Raw genomic sequence first — 21,459 nt, forward strand, 5'->3', positions numbered from 1 at the left:
GCATGGCATACCGTTCCCGCACACACCGCAAGGGCAGCACGGCGTACCCACGCAAACGGATGCTGTGGAAGGACATCCGCATCACCCTGCGCAAATCCAAAGGCCGGTTCCTCTCCATCGTGAGCCTCATGGTCCTCGGTTCGTTCGCGCTCGTCGGACGGTTCGTCACCGGACCCGACATGCGCATCACCGGCACCGACTTCTACGACCGCCACGACCTCGCCGACGTCACCGTCATCAGCGACTACGGGCTGAGCCGCGACGACGAGAGGATCATCCGCACGACCGACGGCGTCGCACAAGCCGAATTCGGCTACTTCAAGGACGTCGTCATCCGGAACTCGAACCACAGCCTGCGCGTCTATTCGAAACCCGACACGGTCTCCACCTACGAGGTGGTCGAAGGCCGCCTGCCCGAACACGCGAACGAAATCGCGCTCGACCGGGCGGAACGCGACACATACGCGGTCGGCAGCACCATCAGGCTCACCGAACGCCCCGACATCGCCGGCGACACCGTGCTCACGCGCGACAGCTTCACCGTCGTCGGATTCGTTGACGCCAGCGACACCGTCTCCAACCTCAACATGGGCCAATCCACCGCCGGAACGGGCGAACTCGACGGCTACGCGGTCGTCACGAAAACCGTATTCGACTCCGACGTGACGATGATCGGACGCATCACCTTCCGCGACACCCGCGGCGTCGACTATTGGACTGCCGACTACCGCGACCGGGTGAACGCGCACAAGACCGCACTGACCAAGCGGCTCGCCAACCAGCCAGACGCGCGCGCCGCCTCCATCCGCGAAAACCGACGCGCGCAGATCGACAAGGCGCAACGCAAGGTCGACGACGCCAAGCAACAGCTCGCCGACACGCAGCGACAACTCGACGACGCGAAAACCCAGATCGAAGACGGCAAGGACCAACTCGCCGACGGCACCATCCAAGCCGCCGACCAGGCGTCCTCCGCCGTGGCCGAACTCGCCGGAGCGACCGCCCAGATCGCCTCCGCCGACTCCCAGCTCGACGCCGCGCAGACCGCGCTCGCCGCCAGCGCACAGCAGCTCGGCCAAGGCCAAGACAAACTCGACGAATCATGGACCGAACTCGTCCAGGCGAAAAGCCAACTCGACCAGGCACGCACCCAGCTCGACACCGCCAAAACCGTGCTCGACAAGATCGGCGCGCTCCTCGCGCAATGGGAGTCGAGCGGACTGACCGGCGGTGCGTACGACAGCGCCGAAGCGCAATACGACAAGGCGCTCGCCGCCTACAACGCCGCCGCTGCGCAGTACAACACGAAACTCGCCGCCTATGACGACGCGCTCACGCAATGGAACGCCGGGGCGTCACAGCTCGAACAAGGCTCGCAGGAATACCAGAGCAACGCCGCCGCCATCGCCGACGCGCGAAACCAGCTCGCCGACAAGCAAAGCGAACTCGGCACGGCCGTCTCCACGTTGGCCGACAGCGGCTCCGATGGGGCAGAGACGGGATCCGGCGTCTCCCAGCTCGTCGAAGGCCAACGGCGGATCGAGAAGGCGCAGGACGAGTACGACGCGAGACTCGCCGAATTCAACGCCGCCAAACCCGCGGCCGAGAAGAAGATCGAGAAAGCCGAACACGACATCGCGCTCGCCCGCGAGAAGGTGGACACGCTCGAAGTACCCGCCTACTCGATCGACGGGCGGCGCGAGGGACTAACCTCCGAGGGCTACCGCGTGTACGAGATCATCGCGAACATCGTGGAGAAACTCGCCATGATCTTCCCCGTGTTCCTCTACCTCGTGGCCGCGCTCGTCACCTTCACCACGATGGGCCGCATGGTCGACGAGGAACGCGTCAACTCCGGCACGCTCAAAGCCCTCGGCTACGGGAACGCGGACATCCTCGGGAAATTCGTGTTCTACGGGTTCACCGCCTCCACGATCGGCACCGTCATCGGCGTGATCGCCGGACATACGCTGTTGCCGCTGATCGTCTACCACGCCTACGACAGCGGCTTCACGATGCCCCGCATCCGACTGGCGTTCCACCCCCTCGTCACCGTGGCGGCGTTCCTGCTCGCATGGGTGAGCGCCATCGTGCCCGCGATGCTCGCCACGGCCCGCGAGCTGCGCGACAAGCCGGCGGCCCTGCTGCTGCCCAAACCTCCAGCGAAAGGTTCGAAGATACTCCTCGAACGCGTGGGATTCATCTGGGGCAGGCTCAACTTCACGCGCAAGGTCACCGCGCGCAACCTGTTCCGCTACAAGTCGCGCGGGCTGATGACCATCCTCGGCGTGGCCGGCGCGGTCTCGCTGCTCACCGCCGGACTCGGCGTGCAGGCGTCCATCGGCCAGATCGGCGAACGGCAGTTCGACGAGCTCATCCACTACGACCTCATCGTGGCCGAACGCGCCGACGACAACCAGCAGGAACGCAAGGCCGTGGCCGACGCGATGCGCCGTGACGCCGTGGAATCCTCCACCCCGATCAGATACGAGGAACTCACCAAAACGGCGGGCGAGGAGCACGACAAGCAGACCATCACACTGCTCGTCACCGACGACGCCTACAACTTCGGCGACTACCTCACCCTGCGTTCGCGCATCGGGCACAAGCCCCAGGTGCTCACCGACCGCGGGGCGGTGATCTCCGAACGCATGGCGGACATGCTGGGCGCGGACGTGGGGGACACGATCACCGTCACCGACGCCGAAGGCGTGGACCGTCAGGTGCGCGTGGACGGCGTCAGCGAGATGTACATCGGGCATTTCATGGTGATGACCTCCGGCGGATACGGCCGCACGTTCCACAAGACCTACCGGTCGAACGCCTACATGGTCCGGCTCAAGGACGGCGGCATCGGCAATGCCGGGCGTCAGGGTGCCTCGTTCATGAACGTGGACGGCGTCAGGGGAGTGGTGCAGAACACCACGATGAAGAACCAGGTGGCCACGATCGTCGACTCGCTCGACCAGATCATGGAGGTGCTGATCCTCGTGGCGGGGCTCCTCGCCGTGGTGATCCTCTACAACCTCACCAACCTCAACGTGTCCGAACGCATACGCGAGCTGTCCACCATCAAAGTGCTCGGCTTCCACACCAACGAGACCACGATGTACATCTACCGGGAGACCATCCTGCTCTCCGCGATCGGCATCCTCGCCGGATACGGGATCGGCGCCGGCCTCCACCGGTACATCATCACCGAGGTGCCTCCGGACGAGGTCATGTTCGACCCCGCGCTCGGATGGGCGGCGTTCGCCGCGCCCTTGGTCCTCATCGCCCTCGTGCTCGCCGCGCTCGGGCTGATCGTCTACCGCAGGCTGTGCGACGTGGACATGCTCGCCGCCCTCAAGTCGGTGGAATGAACGGGGACCGGGCGATTATGCCGAACCAACGCGCGATCAACGCACGATCAACCACATCGGAACGAATCACACATCGGAATGAATCATGAGATACACGCACAAGATAGATTTCCAATCGCATTACCTGCCGCCCGCATACCTGGATTTCCTCAAACGACATCACCCCGGGGACCCGGACGGCTACCCGACGCCGGACTACTGGGACATGGACTGGCAGCGCGACAAGATGGAGTTGCTGGGCGTCTCCTATGCACACCTGATGCTCTCCTCACCGAACATCTGGCTGCCGGACGCCTACGAATGCCTCGGCCTGGCACGGCGCATCAACGATCAGGGCGCCGCGATGGCGGCCTCCGACCCCTCGCGTTTCGGCCTGATCGCCACGTTGCCGCTGCCCTATGAGCGTGAATCCGTGGCCGAGGCGAGGCGAGCGATGGACGAGCTGCATGCGGACGGCGTCGGATTGACCACCAACCACCACGGATGCTATCTGGGCGACCCCCGGCTCGACCCGCTGATGCGCGAACTCGACGCGCGCGGAGCCCTGGCGATCATCCATCCCACGGCGCCGGCCGCACACGTGCCCGGCGCATGCGAGGGGCTGTCCCTGCCCGCGTTCGAATACTTCGTGGAGACCACGCGCGCGTTCGCCAACATGGTGATGAACGACACGTTCGTCAGATTCCCGGACATCACATGGGTGCTGCCGCACGCCGGCGCGTTCACGTCGATCCTCGCCGACAGGTTCGAAAGCTTCGCGTTGATCCTGCGCATGGACGACCCCGACCGCCGCGCCGACTTCAAGGAGGCCATGGCCCACGTGTACTTCGACGTGGCGGGATTCAGCGAGCCCAAACAGCTCGCCGACCTGCTGCTCGACGTGCCCGAATCGCACCTGCTCTACGGATCGGACACGCCTTATACGCCGATCGAGGCGTGCCTCGGCCAGGCGCGCGCGTTGGAGGAGACCGACAAGCTCACCGACACGCAGAAGAGGGCGCTCTTCACTGGCAACGCGCTCGCCGTCAACCCGCGGTTGGCTTCGATCCCGGCCCTTGCCGAAGCCGCGCGCGAACCGTCGCCGGCCGCCCGGGACAAGATCCGCGTCCGATCGGTCGGGGCGTCCGGCGATGCCCCGCGTCCGCGCCCCGGCCGTCGCCATTGGATGGAGCGTCTCCGCCGTCGTCTGTTCGCCGAACGTCATGTGGCGTTGCCGGTTCCGGTGCCGCCGAAGGCCGCGCAGCTGGCCGTGCGGCATACCGTCGCCGAGGAGAGGGCGTTGCGGTTCGGTCTCGACGCCGCGGACGATCCGAAGCTCGCGGACCGGTACGTCGTGTATGTCGCATCGCCCGTCGGCGAGATCGTCATTCCGGTGATCGTCGTGTTCGATGACGCCGGCAGGACGACGTTCCACGGCAAGGCGAAGGTCATGGGCCTCGTCGCCGCATATCGTGACGGACGCCGCGTGGCCCGGGAAGCGGGAGCGCAGGACGCGGAATACGTTTTCGACATTCGTGTGCGGCTGCCCTTCGGTCTGCTGGACGTGCATCTCGACGTGACGATGGATGAAGGCTCCGGCGAGGTGCGCGGCGTCGCGACGGCTCCCCACCGCAGACCCATGAGGCTCACCGGGAACCGGATTGCGGCGATTCCTCCGGCATCGTGATCTCCATCGCTCCCGCATGGACCCGCCGGAGGCATGCGGCCCCGTTGCCGGTCCATGAGGTCCCGGGTCTTTCGGGTCTTTCACCGCGCCACCCTTGTCCTGCTTGGCCTCTTATATATAACTGCGTTTTGATATGTCGACATCGGCCGGATGGCCGTGCAGAGGGAGATCGGGAGGGACGCATGGCGAGAAGCACGGGACATTCCCGTCCGGTGATCAAGGACGTCGCCAAACTCGCCGGCGTCTCCGCGCCCACCGTCTCCCGCTACCTCAACGGCACGGTGAAGGTCTCTGAGGAGAAGCGCGCGCGCATCGCCAAGGCCATCGAGGAGCTCGGCTACGAGCCGAGCGTCGTCGCACGCGCCCTGTCCAACCGGGAGATGGACACGGTGGTCGTGTTCGCCGCCAACCCGGAGGCCTTCTCCACGTCCGAGACCAATCACGGCGTCGAGAAGGCGGCGCGCGCATGCCGGTTCCTCATGAACATCGTCTCCCTGGACGAATCCGACATGGACTCCGTCGAGGCGCGCGTCAGGATGGGCCTGTCCGTGCGTCCCGCCGGCGCCATCGTCTACCAGTACGACCGCGCCGGCATCAAGGCGCTCGACTACCTGCCGAAGGACCTGCCGCTGGTTGTCGTCGGCGGCGGATTCGGCGATGCCGACCGGCAGATCGTCAACGCGGAACGCGAGGCCGGACGATGGATGACCATGCACCTGCTCGACCTGGGGCACGAGACCGTCTTCCACGTGACCCGTCCGAAAGGCCCCACCGACAACACGCGCACCGACGGTTGGCGCGACGCGCTCGAGGAACGCGGCGCCGCGATCCACGAGCCGATTGTCGTCTCCCGTGATCTGGAGGAGGCCGCCGCGGCCGGCCGCGCGCTGGGGGAGCGCGACGACGTGACCGCCGTCTTCGCCGGCGACGACGAGACCGCCATCGCCGTGATCCGCGGATTGAAGGAGAAGGAACGCCAGGTGCCGGACGACGTGAGCGTCGTCGGATTCGACGACCGCAACTTCGCCGCCATGTGGTCGCCCGCGCTGACCAGCTACGGCCAGAACTATCTCGAGATGGGGCGGCGCGCCTTCCGCATGCTCTACGAGCAGGTGAAGGCGCGACGTGACGGCGTGGAACCGCCGCCCGCCCGCGTCGACGTGGTCGAAGGCCAGCCCGCGCTCCGCGACTCCGAGACCGAATACGTTCCCTGGCGTTGACACGCCGTCAAGCGTCGCGGCGGGCCGCGCCGCGGAAACGGTTAAAATTGGGTATTGACTTTTTCAGCAACTCGGTATATGGACAGCGAAACGCGGAGGACATAGTGCGACGCTACGCTGTCAACAGCAACTGACCCAAGTGGCGCGTTTCCGCGCGCCCGCAACCAATTGAGGTGATTTCGGTGACATTCAAAGCCCCGCTTGATCTCACGGTCCACGCTCCGGATGGAATGTACGACCCCTCCAACGAGCATGACGCCTGCGGTGTGGGCATGGTCACCACGCTCAACAAGCGCCCCGAACACAAGATCGTCAAGGACGCCATCGAGGTGCTGGTCAACCTCGACCACCGCGGCGCGGTCGGCGCCGAGGAGAACACGGGCGACGGCGCCGGCATCCTGATGAGCATGCCGGACGAGTTCATGCGCGCCACCGTGCCCGCCGAGCTGCCCGAAGCCGGACACTACGCCGCCGGCATCGCGTTCCTCGACCGCGACATCGAGACCTCCGGTCAGCAGGAGCAGGCCATCGCGAAGATCGCCCGCGAGGAGGGCCTCGAAGTCCTCGCCTGGCGCGTCGTGCCCACCAATCCCGACGGCCTCGGCCTGCAGGCGCTCGCCGCCATGCCGAGCTTCAAGACGCTCGTCCTCGCGGACCCGGAAGGCGGCCTCGCCGGCATCGAACTCGACCGCAGGACGTTCCGCGTCCGCAAGCGCGTCGAACACGAGGTGGGCGTGTACTTCGCCTCCCTGTCCGCCCGCACCATCACGTACAAGGGCATGCTGACCACCATGCAGCTGACCCACTTCTTCCCGGATCTGGTCGACGAGCGCATGAAGGCCACCGTCGCCATCGTCCACTCCCGCTTCTCCACGAACACGTTCCCGAGCTGGCCGCTCGCCCAGCCGTTCCGCCTGCTCGCCCACAACGGCGAGATCAACACCATCCAGGGCAACCGCAACTGGCTGTCCGCGCGCGAAGGCCGCCTGAGCTCCGAACTGCTCGGCGAGTTCGAGCCGCTGCTGCCGATCACCACGCCCGGCTACTCCGATTCCGGCACCTTCGACGAGTGCCTCGAACTGCTGCACCTCGCCGGCCGCTCCCTGCCGCACGCCATCTGCATGATGCTGCCGCCGGCCTGGGAGAAGAACGACGACCTCGACCCGGACCTCAAGGCGTTCTACGAGTACAACAACACGCTCATCGAGCCGTGGGACGGCCCGGCCGACATCGTCTTTACCGACGGCATCCAGGTGGGCGCCCTGCTCGACCGCAACGGCTTCCGCCCCGGACGCTGGCAGCTCACCGACGACGGTTACCTCGTGCTCGCCTCCGAGGCGGGCGTCCTGCCCGAGACCGAGCAGGAGCACATCGTCGCCAAGGGTCGTCTCGAGCCCGGCAAGATGTTCCTGGTCGACACGGCCGAAGGCCGCATCATCCCGGACGAGGAGATCAAGAAGTCCCTCGCCGCCCAGCACCCGTACCGCAAGTGGGTGGAGGGCAACTCCGTGGAGATGAGCGACCTGCCCGCCCGCGAGCACGTCAACCACTCCGGCCAGTCCGTGCAGCGCCGCCAGCGCGCCTTCGGCTACACCGAGGAGGACCTCAAGATCGTCCTCACGCCGATGGCCAACACCGGCAAGGAGCCGCTCGGCTCCATGGGCAACGACACCCCGCTGCCCGCGCTCTCCAAGCGCCCGCGCATGCTCTTCGACTACTTCCACCAGAAGTTCGCGCAGGTGACCAACCCGCCGCTCGACTGGGAGCGCGAGGAGATCGTCACCTGCCTCGAATCCGCGATCGGCCCCGAGCCGAACCTGCTCGCCGATTCCGAACTGCACGCGAAGAAGATCCTCATCCCGCTGCCCGTCATCGACTCCGACGAGATGGCGCAACTCAAGCGCCTCGACAAGGCGCGCATCCTCGGCGGCTACTACCGTCCGTACGTCGTCAAGGGCCTCTACCAGGTGGCCGGCGGCGGCGACGCCCTCCAGGAGCGCCTGGACGAGATCTTCGCCGAGATCGACGAGGCCATCGACAACGGCAGCAACTTCATCGTGCTGTCCGACCGCGACTCCAACCACACGTGGGGCCCGATCCCGTCGCTGCTGCTCACCTCCGCCGTGCAGCACCACCTGCTGCGCCGTCACACCCGCACACAGATCTCCATGGCCGTCGAAGCCGGCGACGTGCGCGAGATCCATCACGTGGCGCTGCTCATCGCCTACGGCGCGGCCTGCGTGAACCCGTACCTCGCGTTCGAATCCGTCGAGAACCTGTCGCGCGAAGGCTACGTGAAGGTCGATCCGGCCACCGCCGTGAAGAACCTCACCAAGGCCCTCTCCATCGGCGTGCTCAAGATCATGGCGAAGATGGGCGTCTCCACCATCATGAGCTACCGCGGCGCCCAGCTGTTCGAAGCCGTGGGTCTGAGCCAGAACGTCGTCGACGAGTACTTCACCGGCACCACCACCCGCGTGGGCGGCGTCGGTCTCGACGAGATCGCCGAGGAGGTCGCCTCCCGCCACCGCGTCGCCTATCCGAACCAGTGGACCGCCTCGCCGCACCGCAACCTCAGGACCGGGGGCATCTACAAGTGGCGTCGCACCGGCGAGGACCACCTCAACGATCCGGAGGCCATCTTCCTGCTGCAGCAGTCCACCCAGCGCGGCGACTACGGCATGTTCAAGAAGTACACGCACCACATCGACGACACTTCGAACCGTTTGATGACCCTGCGTGGCCTGATGAAGTTCAACCACAACCGCAAGCCGATCGACATCTCCGAGGTCGAGCCGGCCAGCGAGATCGTCAAGCGCTTCTCCACCGGCGCGATGAGCTACGGCTCCATCTCCCAGGAGGCGCATGAGACGCTCGCCATCGCCATGAACCAGATCGGCGCGCGCTCCAACTCCGGCGAAGGCGGCGAATCCGACGACCGCATCGAGGATCCGCTGCGCTACAGCCGCATCAAGCAGATCGCCTCCGCGCGCTTCGGCGTCACCTCCGACTACCTCGTGCACGCCACCGACCTGCAGATCAAGCTCGCCCAAGGCGCCAAGCCGGGCGAGGGCGGCCACCTGCCGGGCGCGAAGGTCCCGCCGTGGATCGCGACCGTGCGTCACGCGACGCCGGGCGTGGAGCTCATCTCCCCGCCGCCTCACCACGACATCTACTCCATCGAGGACCTGAAGCAGCTGATCAACGATGCGAAGATGGCGAACCCGAAGGCCCGCGTCCACGTCAAGCTCGTCTCCGAGTTCGGCGTCGGCACCATCGCCGCCGGCGTGGCCAAGTGCCATGCCGACGTGGTGCTCATCTCCGGCTACGACGGCGGCACCGGCGCGGCCCCGCTCAACGCGATCCGCCACGCGGGCACCCCGTGGGAGATCGGCCTGTCCGAGACGCAGCAGACGCTGATCCTCAACGGCCTGCGCTCCCGCATCGTCGTCCAGTGCGACGGTGAGCTCAAGACCGGCCGCGACGTCGTCATCGCCGCCCTGCTCGGCGCCGAGGAATTCGGCTTCGCGACCGCGGCTCTGATCGTCGAAGGCTGCGTCATGATGCGCGCCTGCCAGAAGAACACGTGCCCGCAGGGCATCGCCACCCAGGATCCGGAGCTGCGCGCCCGCTTCCGCGGCAAGCCCGAGCACGTGGTCAACTTCTTCATGTTCATCGCCGAGGAGGTGCGCGAGATCCTCGCCCAGCTCGGCTTCCGCACGCTCGAGGAGGCCGTCGGCCACGTCGAATGCCTCGACCAGGACGAGGCCATCAAGCGCTGGAAGGCGGACGGCATCGACCTGACCAACGTGCTCAAGCAGGCGGGCCCGGTGCCCGGCACCATCCTGCACAACACCGAGCCGCAGAACCACGAGCTGGAGAAGGCGCTCGACAACCGTCTCATCGAACTCGCCCAGCCGGCGTTGGAGAAGAAGGAGCCGGTGCGCATCGACGTGCCGATCCGCAACGTCAACCGCACCGTCGGCACGATGGTCGGTTATGAGATCACCCGCCGCTACGGTGCCGCCGGCCTGCCCGACGACACGATCGACATGACCCTGCACGGCTCCGGCGGCCAGTCCATCGGCGCGTTCATACCGCGCGGCGAGACCATCCGCGTGTACGGCGAGGTCAACGACTACGCAGGCAAGGGCCTGTCCGGCGGACGCCTCATCGTCCGCGCCGAGGACGGCGTCACCTTCGACCGCCACGAGAACGTGATCGCAGGCAACGTGACCGGCTTCGGCGCCACCTCCGGCGAGATGTTCGTCGCGGGTCGTGCCGGCGAACGCTTCGCCGTGCGCAACTCCGGCGCGACCTTCGTGGTCGAGGGCGTCGGCGACCACGGCTGCGAGTACATGACCGGCGGCACCGTCGTCGTGCTCGGCCCCACCGGCCGCAACTTCGGCGCCGGCTTCTCCGGCGGCAACACGTATGTGCTCGACCTCGACATGAAGCAGGTCAACCCGGAGGGCGTCGAATCCGGCGCGCTGCTGTTCGAGCCGCTCGACGCGGAGACCTCCGACCTCGTGCGCGCGCTCGTCAAGAAGCACGCCGAGGAGACCGGCTCCGAGTTCGCTGCCTCGCTGCTCGAGAACTGGGACGAGAGCGCCAAGCGCTTCACGCACGTCGTGCCGAAGCACTTCATCGCCATGGAGAAGGCCATGGCCGACGCGGAAGCCGCACACATCGATTTCAATACGCCCGGCGCCTGGGAGCAGGTGTACGAGCACGTCATGGAAGGAGCGCGCTGAACATGGGCGACCCGAGAGGATTCCTGAAAGTCCGCACCCGCCGCGAGCTGGCCGAGCGTCCGGTCGAGCAGCGCATCAAGGACTGGTTCGACGTGCACGCCGAATCCGGTCTGCAGTCGTGGACCACCGAACAGGCGGCCCGCTGCATGGACTGCGGCACCCCGTTCTGCATGACCGGCTGCCCGCTCGGCAACCTCATCCCCGAGTGGAACGACCTGGTCCGCCAGGAGCAGTGGGAGGACGCCTACCAGCGTCTGAGCCTGACCAACAACTTCCCGGAAGTGACCGGCCGCATCTGTCCTGCCCTGTGCGAGCAGGCGTGCGTGCTCGGCATCCACCAGCCGCCGACGATGATCAAGAACGACGAGTGCACGATCATCGACCAGGCGTGGGATCTCGACTACGTCAAGCCGATGCCGCCGCAGCGACTCACCGACCAGACCGTCGCCGTCGTCGGCTCCGGCCCCGCCGGCCTCTCCGCCGCGCAGCAGCTCACGCGCGCCGGCCACACTGTCGTCGTCTACGAGAAGGACGACGCTCTGGGCGGCCTCATGCGCTACGGCATCCCGAACTTCAAGCTCGAGAAGACGCTGCTCGACCGACGCGTCAAGCAGATGGAGGCCGAAGGCACCCGCTTCGAGACCGGCGTGGAGATCGGCAAGGACATCAGCTGGGACGATCTGCGTGACCGGTACGACGCGGTCGTCGTCGCCATCGGTTCCCGCGTGCCGCGTGACATGAAGATCCCCGGCCGCGAGCTCGATGGCATCCACTTCGCGATGGACTTCCTGCCCGACGCGACCCGCCGCATCTACGGCGCTCCGCTCGAGCACGACATCACCGCCAAGGACAAGCACGTCATCGTCATCGGCGGCGGCGATACCGGTTCCGACTGCCTCGGCACGTCCATCCGCCAGGGGGCGAAGGACGTCACCGTGCTGCAGATCATGCCGAAGGAGCCTTCGACACGTCCCGACAACCAGCCGTGGCCGACGTTCGCGCGTCTCTACCAGAAGACCACGTCGATGGCCGAGGGCGGCGAGTACCTGTACTCCACGGATTCGGTGAACTTCATCGGCTCCGACGAGGAGCAGGAGCGTATCCACATCGAGAACTCCACCACCGCGGAAGGCTTCGTGGCGGACGAGCACGGCCACGTGACCGGCCTCAAGGTCGTGTCCGTCGCGCCCGGCGAGAACGGTCCGTTCACCCGCCAGCCCGGCACCGAACGCGTGCTGCCCGCCGATCTGGTGCTCATCTCCGTGGGCTTCCTCCACCCGGACACCACGACCATCGTCGACCAGCTGCCCGTCGAACTCGACAAGCGCGGCAACATCGCCCGCGACGACAAGTTCGCCACCTCGCAGGACGGCGTGTTCGTGTGCGGCGACGCCGGCCGCGGCCAGAGCCTCGTCGTGTGGGCCATCGCCGAAGGCCGCTCCTGCGCGGCCGCCGTCGACGAGTACCTGTCCAGCGAGCACACCAGCGAGCTGCCCGCCCCGATCAAGGCGAGCACCAGGCCGATGATGCTGCCCCGCTGATTCTCAAGCGGTCAGGGACGTGTATGGTCTCCTATGTCTGCGTCGCAGATATAGGAGACCTTTCGCTTTTCGGAGACATCGGAGACAAGGGGGATTCTCATCCACATGTCCGTCCACGTGTGATGTCGGTTCCGAAAGCCTCGGTCAGATGCTCGTGACGGACACGTTCGTACCGGATAATCGGAATGGCAAACCGAATGAAAAAGCCGTGGATTGTGTATCATGTTGTTGGGATACCGCGGTTTTCGAACTGTGTTCCCCGCATACGCGGGGATGATCCGGTCTACGTCACCACCATCTACCCGATAGGGAAAGCCATGTCGAAGTCCTTGGCCGACATCCAGCTCGCCGAACGGCGTTATGACCAACTTGCCGCTGACATGATCGCCCTGCTCCGCACCAACGGGAACAATGACGGCGCGGATTTCGCGCAATCCATGCTCGACGAGGACGGCTCAGGCACCGCGGTCAACGCATGCGTCATCGACATCATCAACCGCCGCATCGACCCGACATCCGTCGCCCCGCTGTTCGAGACCGTCCACTCCGAATTCCCTGGATGCGATGAGGACTATCAGGACTTCCTCGAATACGTGCGAGACAGGGGCACGGAAACGGCAGCCGTCAAGTAACGCCGTTCATGAAAGCCGCTATTCGAGTGGCTTTTTCTCATACCCCTCGAATTTCACACCCGCATCCCCGTGCGGGTGGGCGCAGCCATGTGTGGCATCGCAACAAGAATGGCCGTCCACGCGCGGCGTCAGCGCGGAGGACGTCAAATGTTCCCTCGCGCGCGGGAATGATTGGTGTTCCGACATGGGCCTGCATGTGGTAAAAGATATCCGCCCATCATCGTCGAAATCCTGACGGATTGAAAGGCATAGAATGTATTCCGTGTGCGGCCGCGCTTGTCTGACCGTTTCATGGCATTCCGGACCATCATCTGAAGGAGAAAACTATGGTGACGGCAACACGGACGACTGTAGGGCAGTTGGTGCCGGGCAGGGCGTATTTCGTGGAGGTGGATGGCTCTGCTTATGAGATCGATGAGGAACAGGTGCGTTTGTTCCGAGATGTCATCGCTCGTGCTCCGTCGGATTGTCGGATGATGACCACTGCTGAGATGGCACGGTTGCTCCGTGTCTCTCCGAAGACCGTCGATCGTATCCTGGATTCCGGGGCGATTCCGTTCAAGAGGGACGGCCGCGCCGGGCAGCGGATGGTCATGGTCGACGACGTACTCAGGTTCAAGCGGGAGTCCGAGCGCCGGCGCAGGAGGGCATTGGAGAATATGCGGGATACCGCAGAGGAGATAGGCATGTACGACACCCCCGGGGAGCGTATCCCGGTCCGGACGAGATGACTTTAAGACCGTGGATGGTTGATTCCATCGAGATGGGATGCGTGCGTCTTTTGCCGGCGTAACGGCGACCCCTCGGTGATCGTCAGCCAGCGTCACCGGGAACGGTTCACGCGCGAAGGCCGGACGGTCCCTGACCACCGCGGTGTTCGACGGCAGGCTCGTGGTGACCGACGCCGACCTGTTCCGTCATGCGCTCTGCCATGGCATCGGCCGGGCGAAGGGGTTCGGATGCGGCCTGCTGATCGTGGCTTCCATCCGGGAGCCGCAGGCATGAGCGCCGGGCGACGGGTTCCCGGCACTCCGCCTCCCGAACTCGGCGAACTCGTGCGTGCCGAGGACCGTCTCTCGCTTGCATACTTCAAACACTCCCGAGGATTGTGACGGGTTGGAGCTCATCAAGCGCCCCGCGAACCGGCGGCAGACCGACAACGGCCCGCGGCGGACCGGGTGGAGTAACGCCAGCAAATGGAGGGCCGCGCGAAAATACGGCTGAGAACCGCGGTGAATGGATAAGATGGCGTAAAGTATCATGCAGCCGTCAATGAAGTGCTATGAAGGAGCAGCAACAATGCCGAATCGAGCGGAACGTCGCGCCAAGGCCAAGGCCGATCGCAGGGGAGTGCCTTCCCAGTATGATGCCACGCGCGGCCGCGGCCGTGCCGGAATGATCGACGAATACCAGCTGCAGGAGCGTTCCCGCAGGCTGCAGGAAGGCGAGAGCCTGGGACCGTGGAAGCCGAGCGGCGGGCCGGTCGCCGAGACCGACACCACGATGACCACCAATCCGAACTACCGCAATCCGAAGGCGTTCAAGGCGCCGCATTCGGTGCGCCAGTGGTTCCGCGTGGGCAGCTGGACGCTCATCGCCCTGTCCATCATCGCGTTCTTCGTGGTCATGTGGCTGCCGACCGCCGTGCGTCCCATGTGGCTGATCATCACCGTGTCCGCCGTGTTCATCGTCGGCGTGTTGAGCCTGTTCTTCACCGCCGGTGATTCGAAGCACAATCCGAACCTCGACGAAAACGGCACCGCGGTCTGATTTCGGCGTCGAAACCATGAACACACGCGAAACGCACGACGGAAGTCGTGCGTTTTCCGTATGTCGTGCCGTAAAGTTGGTTGTGCTTGAGTTTTCCGGATGGAAAGAGAGGTAGCAGACCAATGAAGGTTGACATTCTGACCCGCGAATACCCGCCGCACGTCTACGGTGGCGCAGGCGTGCACGCCGAGGAGCTGTCCAAGGTGCTCGCCGAGCGCGTGGACGTTACCGTGCGCGCGTTCGATGGCCCCCGCACCGAAGCGGACATCCCCGCCATCCCGAACGCCGCCGAGGCGAAGGGCTCCCTCAAGGTCGTCGGCTATGACACGCCCGCCGAGCTGAAGGACGCGAACCCCGCGTTGAAGACCTTCGGCGTCGACCTGCAGATCGCCAACGACGTGGACGCCGACATCGTGCACGCGCATACCTGGTATGCCTGCCTCGCCGGCTACGCGGCCAAGATGCTGCACGGCACGCCGCTCGTCATCACCGCGCACTCGCTCGAGCCGTTCCGCCCGTGGAAGCGCGAGCAACTCGGCGGCGGCTACAACCTGAGCTCTTGGGCCGAAAAGGACGCCTACGAACACGCTGATCGCGTCATCGCCGTGTCCGGCGGCATGCGCGAGGACATCCTCACCGCCTACCCGAACCTCGATCCGGACAAGGTCGTCGTCGTGTACAACGGCATCACCATGTCCGAATTCGCCACCCCGGCGGACGACGATCCGGGCTGGAAGGTGTTCGAGCGTTACCACATCGACCGCAGCAAGCCGACCCTGCTGTTCGTCGGGCGCATCACCCGTCAGAAGGGCCTGCCGTACCTGCTCAAGGCGCTGCATTTCGTCAATCCGGGCATCCAGGTCGTGCTGTGCGCCGGCGCTCCCGACACCCCGGAGATCATGGAGGAGGTCAAGAACTCCTTCGCCGAGCTCGACGAGAAGCGCGGCAACATCATCTGGATCGAGGAGATGCTGCCGAAGAATGAGCTCTCCGCGCTGGAGCACGGCTGCGACGCGTTCATCTGCCCGTCCATCTACGAGCCGCTCGGCATCGTCAACCTCGAGGCCATGGCGTGCGGCCTGCCGGTCGTCGCCTCCGCCACCGGCGGCATCCCCGAGGTCGTCGTCGACGGCGAGACCGGCTACCTCGTGCCGATCGACCAGCTGCGCGACGGCACCGGCACCCCCACGGACCCGGACAAGTTCGTGCACGACATGGCCGACGCGATCAACAAGGTCATGGCCGACCCGGAGCTCGCGAAGAAGATGGGCCAGGCCGGCTACGAGCGCGCCCGCGACGTGTTCAGCTGGGAGTCCATCGCCGACGCCACCGTCAAGGTCTATGAGGACGTCCTCGCCGAACAGAAGTAAGACCATCAAAGGCCTCCCTCCGATGAGGGAGGCGGCACGCGAAGCGTGACGGAGGGAGAGATTGCGGCGCTCAACGGGAGCCCGCATCTCTCCCTCGGCTTTCCATACTTGACGGCTCCCCGTTCGCGGGAGCCGGTTTTTCATTCATTGAGGAGATCCGCATGACCGACAACGTCGTACTCCAACTCGAAAACGTCGAATTCCGCCGCAACCGCCGCGTCATCATCACCGACGTGAACCTGACGATCCGCGCGGGGGAGCGGTGGGTGCTGTTCGGACCGAACGGCATCGGCAAATCCACGGCCGTCGGCATGCTTGCCACGCGCACGTTCCCGTCCGAGGGCCGCGTGTTCATCCTCGGCCACCAACTCGGCAAATACGACGTGTTCAAGCTGCGCACACGCATCGGCCTCGCCTCCGCCGATCTGGGCCGCCAGTTCCCCGAATTCGAGGATCCGCTCGACGCGGTCGTCACCGGCCTGAGCGCCGTGACTGGCCGTTGGCGCGACACGTACACCGAAGCCGAATACGAGCGCGCCCGCGGCCTGCTGCGCGACTTCCGCGTGAGCTACCTCGAAGGCAAGGAGATGTGGCGGCTCTCGGAGGGCGAACGCACGCGCGTGCTCATCGCGAGGGCGCTCATGGGCAACCCGGAGCTGCTCATCATGGACGAGCCGACCACCGGTCTCGACCTGGGCGGCCGCGAACAGGTGATGCGCACGCTGAGCCGCATCGGCGAGGAGAACTCCGACCGCGCGGTCGTGCTCGTCACGCACCGTCTGGAGGAGATCCCCGCCGGATTCGACCACATCGCCATCATGGGCAGGAAGCCGATCCCCGCCGAGGACGCGACCGAGGATGGCGTCGACTCGATGGGCAACCCCGGCGCCGGTACCATCGTCTACACCGGCCCGCTCGAGCAGGGCCTGACCGACGAACGCCTCTCCGACCTGTTCGGCATGCCCATCGAAGTCGAACGCTCCCACAACCGCTGGGCCGCCTACGCGGTGTGAGAAGGAGCTGCGTTTCATTTGTACTCCTAGATTGTTCCCCGTTTGACGACGATGAAGGGGGGCGATGCACACTGACATGTTGAGGTAACTAGGTGCGAGCCCCGAGCTCTCATGGTTTGCTGGAGCCTTCGCACTCTAAGATCAATAAATCGGGCGAGTAGAATTCGTGTTTCATTGTGGTTTGAGAAATGAATAGTGTTGCATCCTCGTGCAATCTGGAGGCAGACGCTGATTTCTGAAATCTGGTGGTAAAATATTTACGAGAATGGGCGCTTGATGTTCATAATGCGGCTATCGAATGTCCATATCCGCCGTCGCTCCCCACTCGGGGAGCGTGGATTGAAATAAGAAATACCTGAAGACCATACAGGCGTCCCCGCGTCGCTCCCCACTCGGGGAGCGTGGATTGAAATTCTTGGGTCTCCGACCTATGGGGCAAGATCACGGTCGCTCCCCACTCGGGGAGCGTGGATTGAAATATATCCAATGACTCGGTCACGAAGAACAGCAGCGTCGCTCCCCACTCGGGGAGCGTGGATTGAAATAAGTCGGTTGCCATGGTGATGACGCAGACGGCCGGTCGCTCCCCACTCGGGGAGCGTGGATTGAAATTGGCTGGCACACAACTGGTACTGAGGAGCCCGAGGTCGCTCCCCACTCGGGGAGCGTGGATTGAAATCCCTTCGAATTCCGCGGCTACCAGCAAAACTACGTCGCTCCCCACTCGGGGAGCGTGGATTGAAATGTCAAGGGCCAGGCCGCGTGGGCGCTGTACGCGTGTCGCTCCCCACTCGGGGAGCGTGGATTGAAATTCTTCGACGCGATCGACAAGGCTTCGCCGAAGATGTCGCTCCCCACTCGGGGAGCGTGGATTGAAATACGACGTGACCGGACAGGAATCCGGATTGGTCATGTCGCTCCCCACTCGGGGAGCGTGGATTGAAATTTGCGGGCGGTGTGGCCGGCCCCCGCTACCTCGTGTCGCTCCCCACTCGGGGAGCGTGGATTGAAATTGCAACTGGCGTAGTGTCGGCGTGTCAGTGTCGTCGTCGCTCCCCACTCGGGGAGCGTGGATTGAAATAAGGACCTGCCGATCACGGCCATCCGAGTCGCCGGGTCGCTCCCCACTCGGGGAGCGTGGATTGAAATATGAAGTACATGGGCATCGCGGGCATCGTCGCGGCGTCGCTCCCCACTCGGGGAGCGTGGATTGAAATCACCACGTCGGGGTGATGGTATCGATGCCGAGCAGGTCGCTCCCCACTCGGGGAGCGTGGATTGAAATGCTGACCCCCACGACCGGAACGGCGAAGCCGGCGTCGCTCCCCACTCGGGGAGCGTGGATTGAAATCTCGACGGCTCTTCGGACGCCGGCGCTCAGACGAGTCGCTCCCCACTCGGGGAGCGTGGATTGAAATTCGTCGTCGAACAGGCTTCCGGCACCGGACTGGGCGTCGCTCCCCACTCGGGGAGCGTGGATTGAAATCTCGACAAGCTCGACGAACTGCTCGCGGCCGTGTCGCTCCCCACTCGGGGAGCGTGGATTGAAATACCGCTCGCGGTGACGAGGGCTTCGCCGGGGGCGGTCGCTCCCCACTCGGGGAGCGTGGATTGAAATTTAATGTCTGCCGTTTGTGTAGTCATGCTTAATAGTCGCTCCCCACTCGGGGAGCGTGGATTGAAATTGCTTCGCGTCGATGTTGATGACGTAGCGGCCGGTCGCTCCCCACTCGGGGAGCGTGGATTGAAATGGAGAGTCGGTCCTGCACGTATTTGGGGCTTCGGTCGCTCCCCACTCGGGGAGCGTGGATTGAAATAACAACGTGGCGTTGCGTAAGTTTGACGCCACGCGTCGCTCCCCACTCGGGGAGCGTGGATTGAAATACCGTGAACTTCGCGAACGGGAAGGGCGCGGAGGTCGCTCCCCACTCGGGGAGCGTGGATTGAAATAGCCCGGACAGGTCGTCCTCGGTCAGGGCGAGCGTGTCGCTCCCCACTCGGGGAGCGTGGATTGAAATAGTGTCTGCGTTGACGGTGATGTGCGCGTGAGCGTCGCTCCCCACTCGGGGAGCGTGGATTGAAATACGTTGGGGGCCCTGTTGGCGCCGTTGGTCGGCTGTCGCTCCCCACTCGGGGAGCGTGGATTGAAATACGAACGCAAAGCTCGTGCCGGCGGCCTTGGCCTGGTCGCTCCCCACTCGGGGAGCGTGGATTGAAATACCGCCGCCACGACCGTGACATGGGACGAGATCGTCGCTCCCCACTCGGGGAGCGTGGATTGAAATCTTTTGAAATGGTGTGGTTGTCAGTTGGCGGCGGTCGCTCCCCACTCGGGGAGCGTGGATTGAAATCAAGGCAGCGGTCAAATCAGTGATTGGGGCATCGGTCGCTCCCCACTCGGGGAGCGTGGATTGAAATCCCGCGGGCATCGGGCCACGTGTCATCGGTCGCCGTCGCTCCCCACTCGGGGAGCGTGGATTGAAATGACCTTCGAGCTGAGTGGCCGGCCGAATTGGTTGTCGCTCCCCACTCGGGGAGCGTGGATTGAAATCACCTCGACACGCTCGTAGCGCACGATCCGCGAGGTCGCTCCCCACTCGGGGAGCGTGGATTGAAATGAGCAGCACAAGGACGAGCTCATGGAACGGAGACGTCGCTCCCCACTCGGGGAGCGTGGATTGAAATGCATGACGGCGTTGAAGCTCGTCATTGAGCGCGAGTCGCTCCCCACTCGGGGAGCGTGGATTGAAATCTCCTCCTGCTTGTTGAGCTGGTCGGCGATCGTCGTCGCTCCCCACTCGGGGAGCGTGGATTGAAATCTCAATGACATGTCACGCATGGCGCTCAGCCTCGTCGCTCCCCACTCGGGGAGCGTGGATTGAAATGCAAACTTCCTTGACTTCAGCAAGATTAGTCAGGAGTCGCTCCCCACTCGGGGAGCGTGGATTGAAATAAACACGGGCGGCCGGTCGTCTGGCGCCAGTACGTCGCTCCCCACTCGGGGAGCGTGGATTGAAATTTGAAGGATGCGCCGAACGCGCGGCCGATGTTTGTCGCTCCCCACTCGGGGAGCGTGGATTGAAATGCCGCCGAACAGGCCGCCGCCAAGAATGACAACCGTCGCTCCCCACTCGGGGCGCGTGGATTGAAATTCCCAGTGCAGCGGCTTGTGCGTCGATGCCGCTGGTCGCTCCCCACTCGGGGAGCGTGGATTGAAATGCCCACGTGCGAGACAGAACACTCATGGATGCATGTCGCTCCCCACTCGGGGAGCGTGGATTGAAATACGGTGGTCCTCAGCGGGCCGGACGGGTTGTCGGGTCGCTCCCCACTCGGGGAGCGTGGATTGAAATGGGTCCGCGTCGAGCAAGGTCTGGAGCTACGTGGAGTCGCTCCCCACTCGGGGAGCGTGGATTGAAATGTGGACACCGTCGAGATCGTGCAGGACGCGAGCGTCGCTCCCCACTCGGGGAGCGTGGATTGAAATCTGATGTGCGACCGGGACGTGTCCGTGTCCGGGGGTCGCTCCCCACTCGGGGAGCGTGGATTGAAATGCCAACACGTTGAAGGCGGCGGCACCCTCGTTGGTCGCTCCCCACTCGGGGAGCGTGGATTGAAATCCCAAGGGCCGCCCATCAGGTCTACAAGTCCGCCGTCGCTCCCCACTCGGGGAGCGTGGATTGAAATCTCCACGATGGGGACACCGCGGACTTCCCCATGAGTCGCTCCCCACTCGGGGAGCGTGGATTGAAATTCGATTCTCGCCTAACCAACCAACCACGAAAGGAGTCGCTCCTCGCTCGGGGAGCGTGGATTGAAATGTGTCCTTGGGTACGCCAGTCGATGGCGCCGCCCGTCGCTCCCCACTCGGGGAGCGTGGATTGAAATTGTGGGTCTTGGTCTTTCGTGTGGTCCTCTTGGTGTCGCTCCCCACTCGGGGAGCGTGAAATGACTGTTTCATCATTTATGGGCATCGCCCAGTTGCATGGGACGAAAACGATACAGAGCTCTGTATCTCTGGTTGTCCGTCGGATTTCCGGATGCTCAATATGCTGCATGAGATTAGGGGAATACGGTTGTTGCACAATGTGAAGGATTCCCGACTGTCCAGAGAAGCCGCCGTCCCGCCCG

The 21,459-nt window shown here is 64.6% G+C and carries 10 protein-coding genes, 1 pseudogene and 1 CRISPR repeat array; all 11 genes and pseudogenes read left to right on the forward strand.

What is annotated here, in order from left to right; all coding sequences use genetic code 11:
• Positions 1-2: 2 nt before the first annotated feature.
• Positions 3-3,362 carry an FtsX-like permease family protein gene (locus tag AC1AYX_RS04675; protein WP_476502403.1) on the forward strand — a complete coding sequence of 1,120 codons (3,360 nt, stop codon included), beginning with the start codon at positions 3-5 and terminating at the stop codon, positions 3,360-3,362.
• A gap of 85 nt (positions 3,363-3,447) precedes the next feature.
• The gene (locus tag AC1AYX_RS04680; RefSeq protein ID WP_476502404.1) at positions 3,448-5,028 is read left to right on the forward strand and encodes an amidohydrolase family protein; all 1,581 of its coding nucleotides are present in this window, start codon (positions 3,448-3,450) and stop codon (positions 5,026-5,028) included.
• A gap of 182 nt (positions 5,029-5,210) precedes the next feature.
• A complete protein-coding gene (locus tag AC1AYX_RS04685) occupies positions 5,211-6,248 on the forward strand; it encodes a LacI family DNA-binding transcriptional regulator (protein ID WP_476502405.1) in 1,038 nt (345 codons plus the stop codon).
• 182 nt (positions 6,249-6,430) lie between these two features.
• Complete coding sequence (gene gltB, locus AC1AYX_RS04690) at positions 6,431-11,002, forward strand: glutamate synthase large subunit (RefSeq protein WP_476502406.1); 4,572 nt, start codon at positions 6,431-6,433, stop codon at positions 11,000-11,002.
• 2 nt (positions 11,003-11,004) lie between these two features.
• On the forward strand, positions 11,005-12,543 hold the full coding sequence (locus AC1AYX_RS04695) for a glutamate synthase subunit beta (protein WP_476502407.1): 1,539 nt from the start codon (positions 11,005-11,007) through the stop codon (positions 12,541-12,543).
• A 317-nt stretch (positions 12,544-12,860) separates the two neighbouring features.
• Entirely contained in the window at positions 12,861-13,175 is a 315-nt protein-coding gene (locus tag AC1AYX_RS04700; RefSeq protein WP_476502408.1) for a hypothetical protein, read from the forward strand.
• Between the two features lie 326 nt (positions 13,176-13,501).
• On the forward strand, positions 13,502-13,906 hold the full coding sequence (locus AC1AYX_RS04705) for a helix-turn-helix domain-containing protein (protein WP_476502409.1): 405 nt from the start codon (positions 13,502-13,504) through the stop codon (positions 13,904-13,906).
• A 163-nt stretch (positions 13,907-14,069) separates the two neighbouring features.
• A complete protein-coding gene (locus AC1AYX_RS04710) occupies positions 14,070-14,180 on the forward strand; it encodes a type I-E CRISPR-associated protein Cas6/Cse3/CasE (RefSeq protein WP_476502410.1) in 111 nt (36 codons plus the stop codon).
• Positions 14,181-14,474: 294 nt separating this feature from the next.
• Positions 14,475-14,945, forward strand: a complete 471-nt coding sequence (locus tag AC1AYX_RS04715; protein WP_476502411.1) for a tripartite tricarboxylate transporter TctB family protein — start codon at positions 14,475-14,477, stop codon at positions 14,943-14,945.
• Between the two features lie 122 nt (positions 14,946-15,067).
• The gene (gene glgA / locus AC1AYX_RS04720) at positions 15,068-16,315 is read left to right on the forward strand and encodes a glycogen synthase (RefSeq protein WP_476502412.1); all 1,248 of its coding nucleotides are present in this window, start codon (positions 15,068-15,070) and stop codon (positions 16,313-16,315) included.
• A gap of 161 nt (positions 16,316-16,476) precedes the next feature.
• A pseudogene (locus AC1AYX_RS04725) lies at positions 16,477-17,008 on the forward strand (ABC transporter ATP-binding protein); the annotation flags it as partial.
• Positions 17,009-17,641: 633 nt separating this feature from the next.
• A CRISPR array of direct repeats spans positions 17,642-21,283; the repeat unit is 33 nt; unit sequence GTCGCTCCCCACTCGGGGAGCGTGGATTGAAAT.
• Positions 21,284-21,459 lie beyond the last annotated feature (176 nt).

The organism is Bifidobacterium sp. LH_419 (assembly GCF_056356955.1).

Coding starts and splice junctions, on each gene's coding strand:
- AC1AYX_RS04695 (WP_476502407.1), top strand. CDS start 11,005: ATGGGCGACCCGAGAGGATTCCTGAAAGTCCGCACCCGCCGCGAGCTG.
- AC1AYX_RS04700 (WP_476502408.1), top strand. CDS start 12,861: ATGTCGAAGTCCTTGGCCGACATCCAGCTCGCCGAACGGCGTTATGAC.
- AC1AYX_RS04675 (WP_476502403.1), top strand. CDS start 3: ATGGCATACCGTTCCCGCACACACCGCAAGGGCAGCACGGCGTACCCA.
- AC1AYX_RS04685 (WP_476502405.1), top strand. CDS start 5,211: ATGGCGAGAAGCACGGGACATTCCCGTCCGGTGATCAAGGACGTCGCC.
- AC1AYX_RS04705 (WP_476502409.1), top strand. CDS start 13,502: ATGGTGACGGCAACACGGACGACTGTAGGGCAGTTGGTGCCGGGCAGG.
- AC1AYX_RS04680 (WP_476502404.1), top strand. CDS start 3,448: ATGAGATACACGCACAAGATAGATTTCCAATCGCATTACCTGCCGCCC.
- glgA (WP_476502412.1), top strand. CDS start 15,068: ATGAAGGTTGACATTCTGACCCGCGAATACCCGCCGCACGTCTACGGT.
- AC1AYX_RS04715 (WP_476502411.1), top strand. CDS start 14,475: ATGCCGAATCGAGCGGAACGTCGCGCCAAGGCCAAGGCCGATCGCAGG.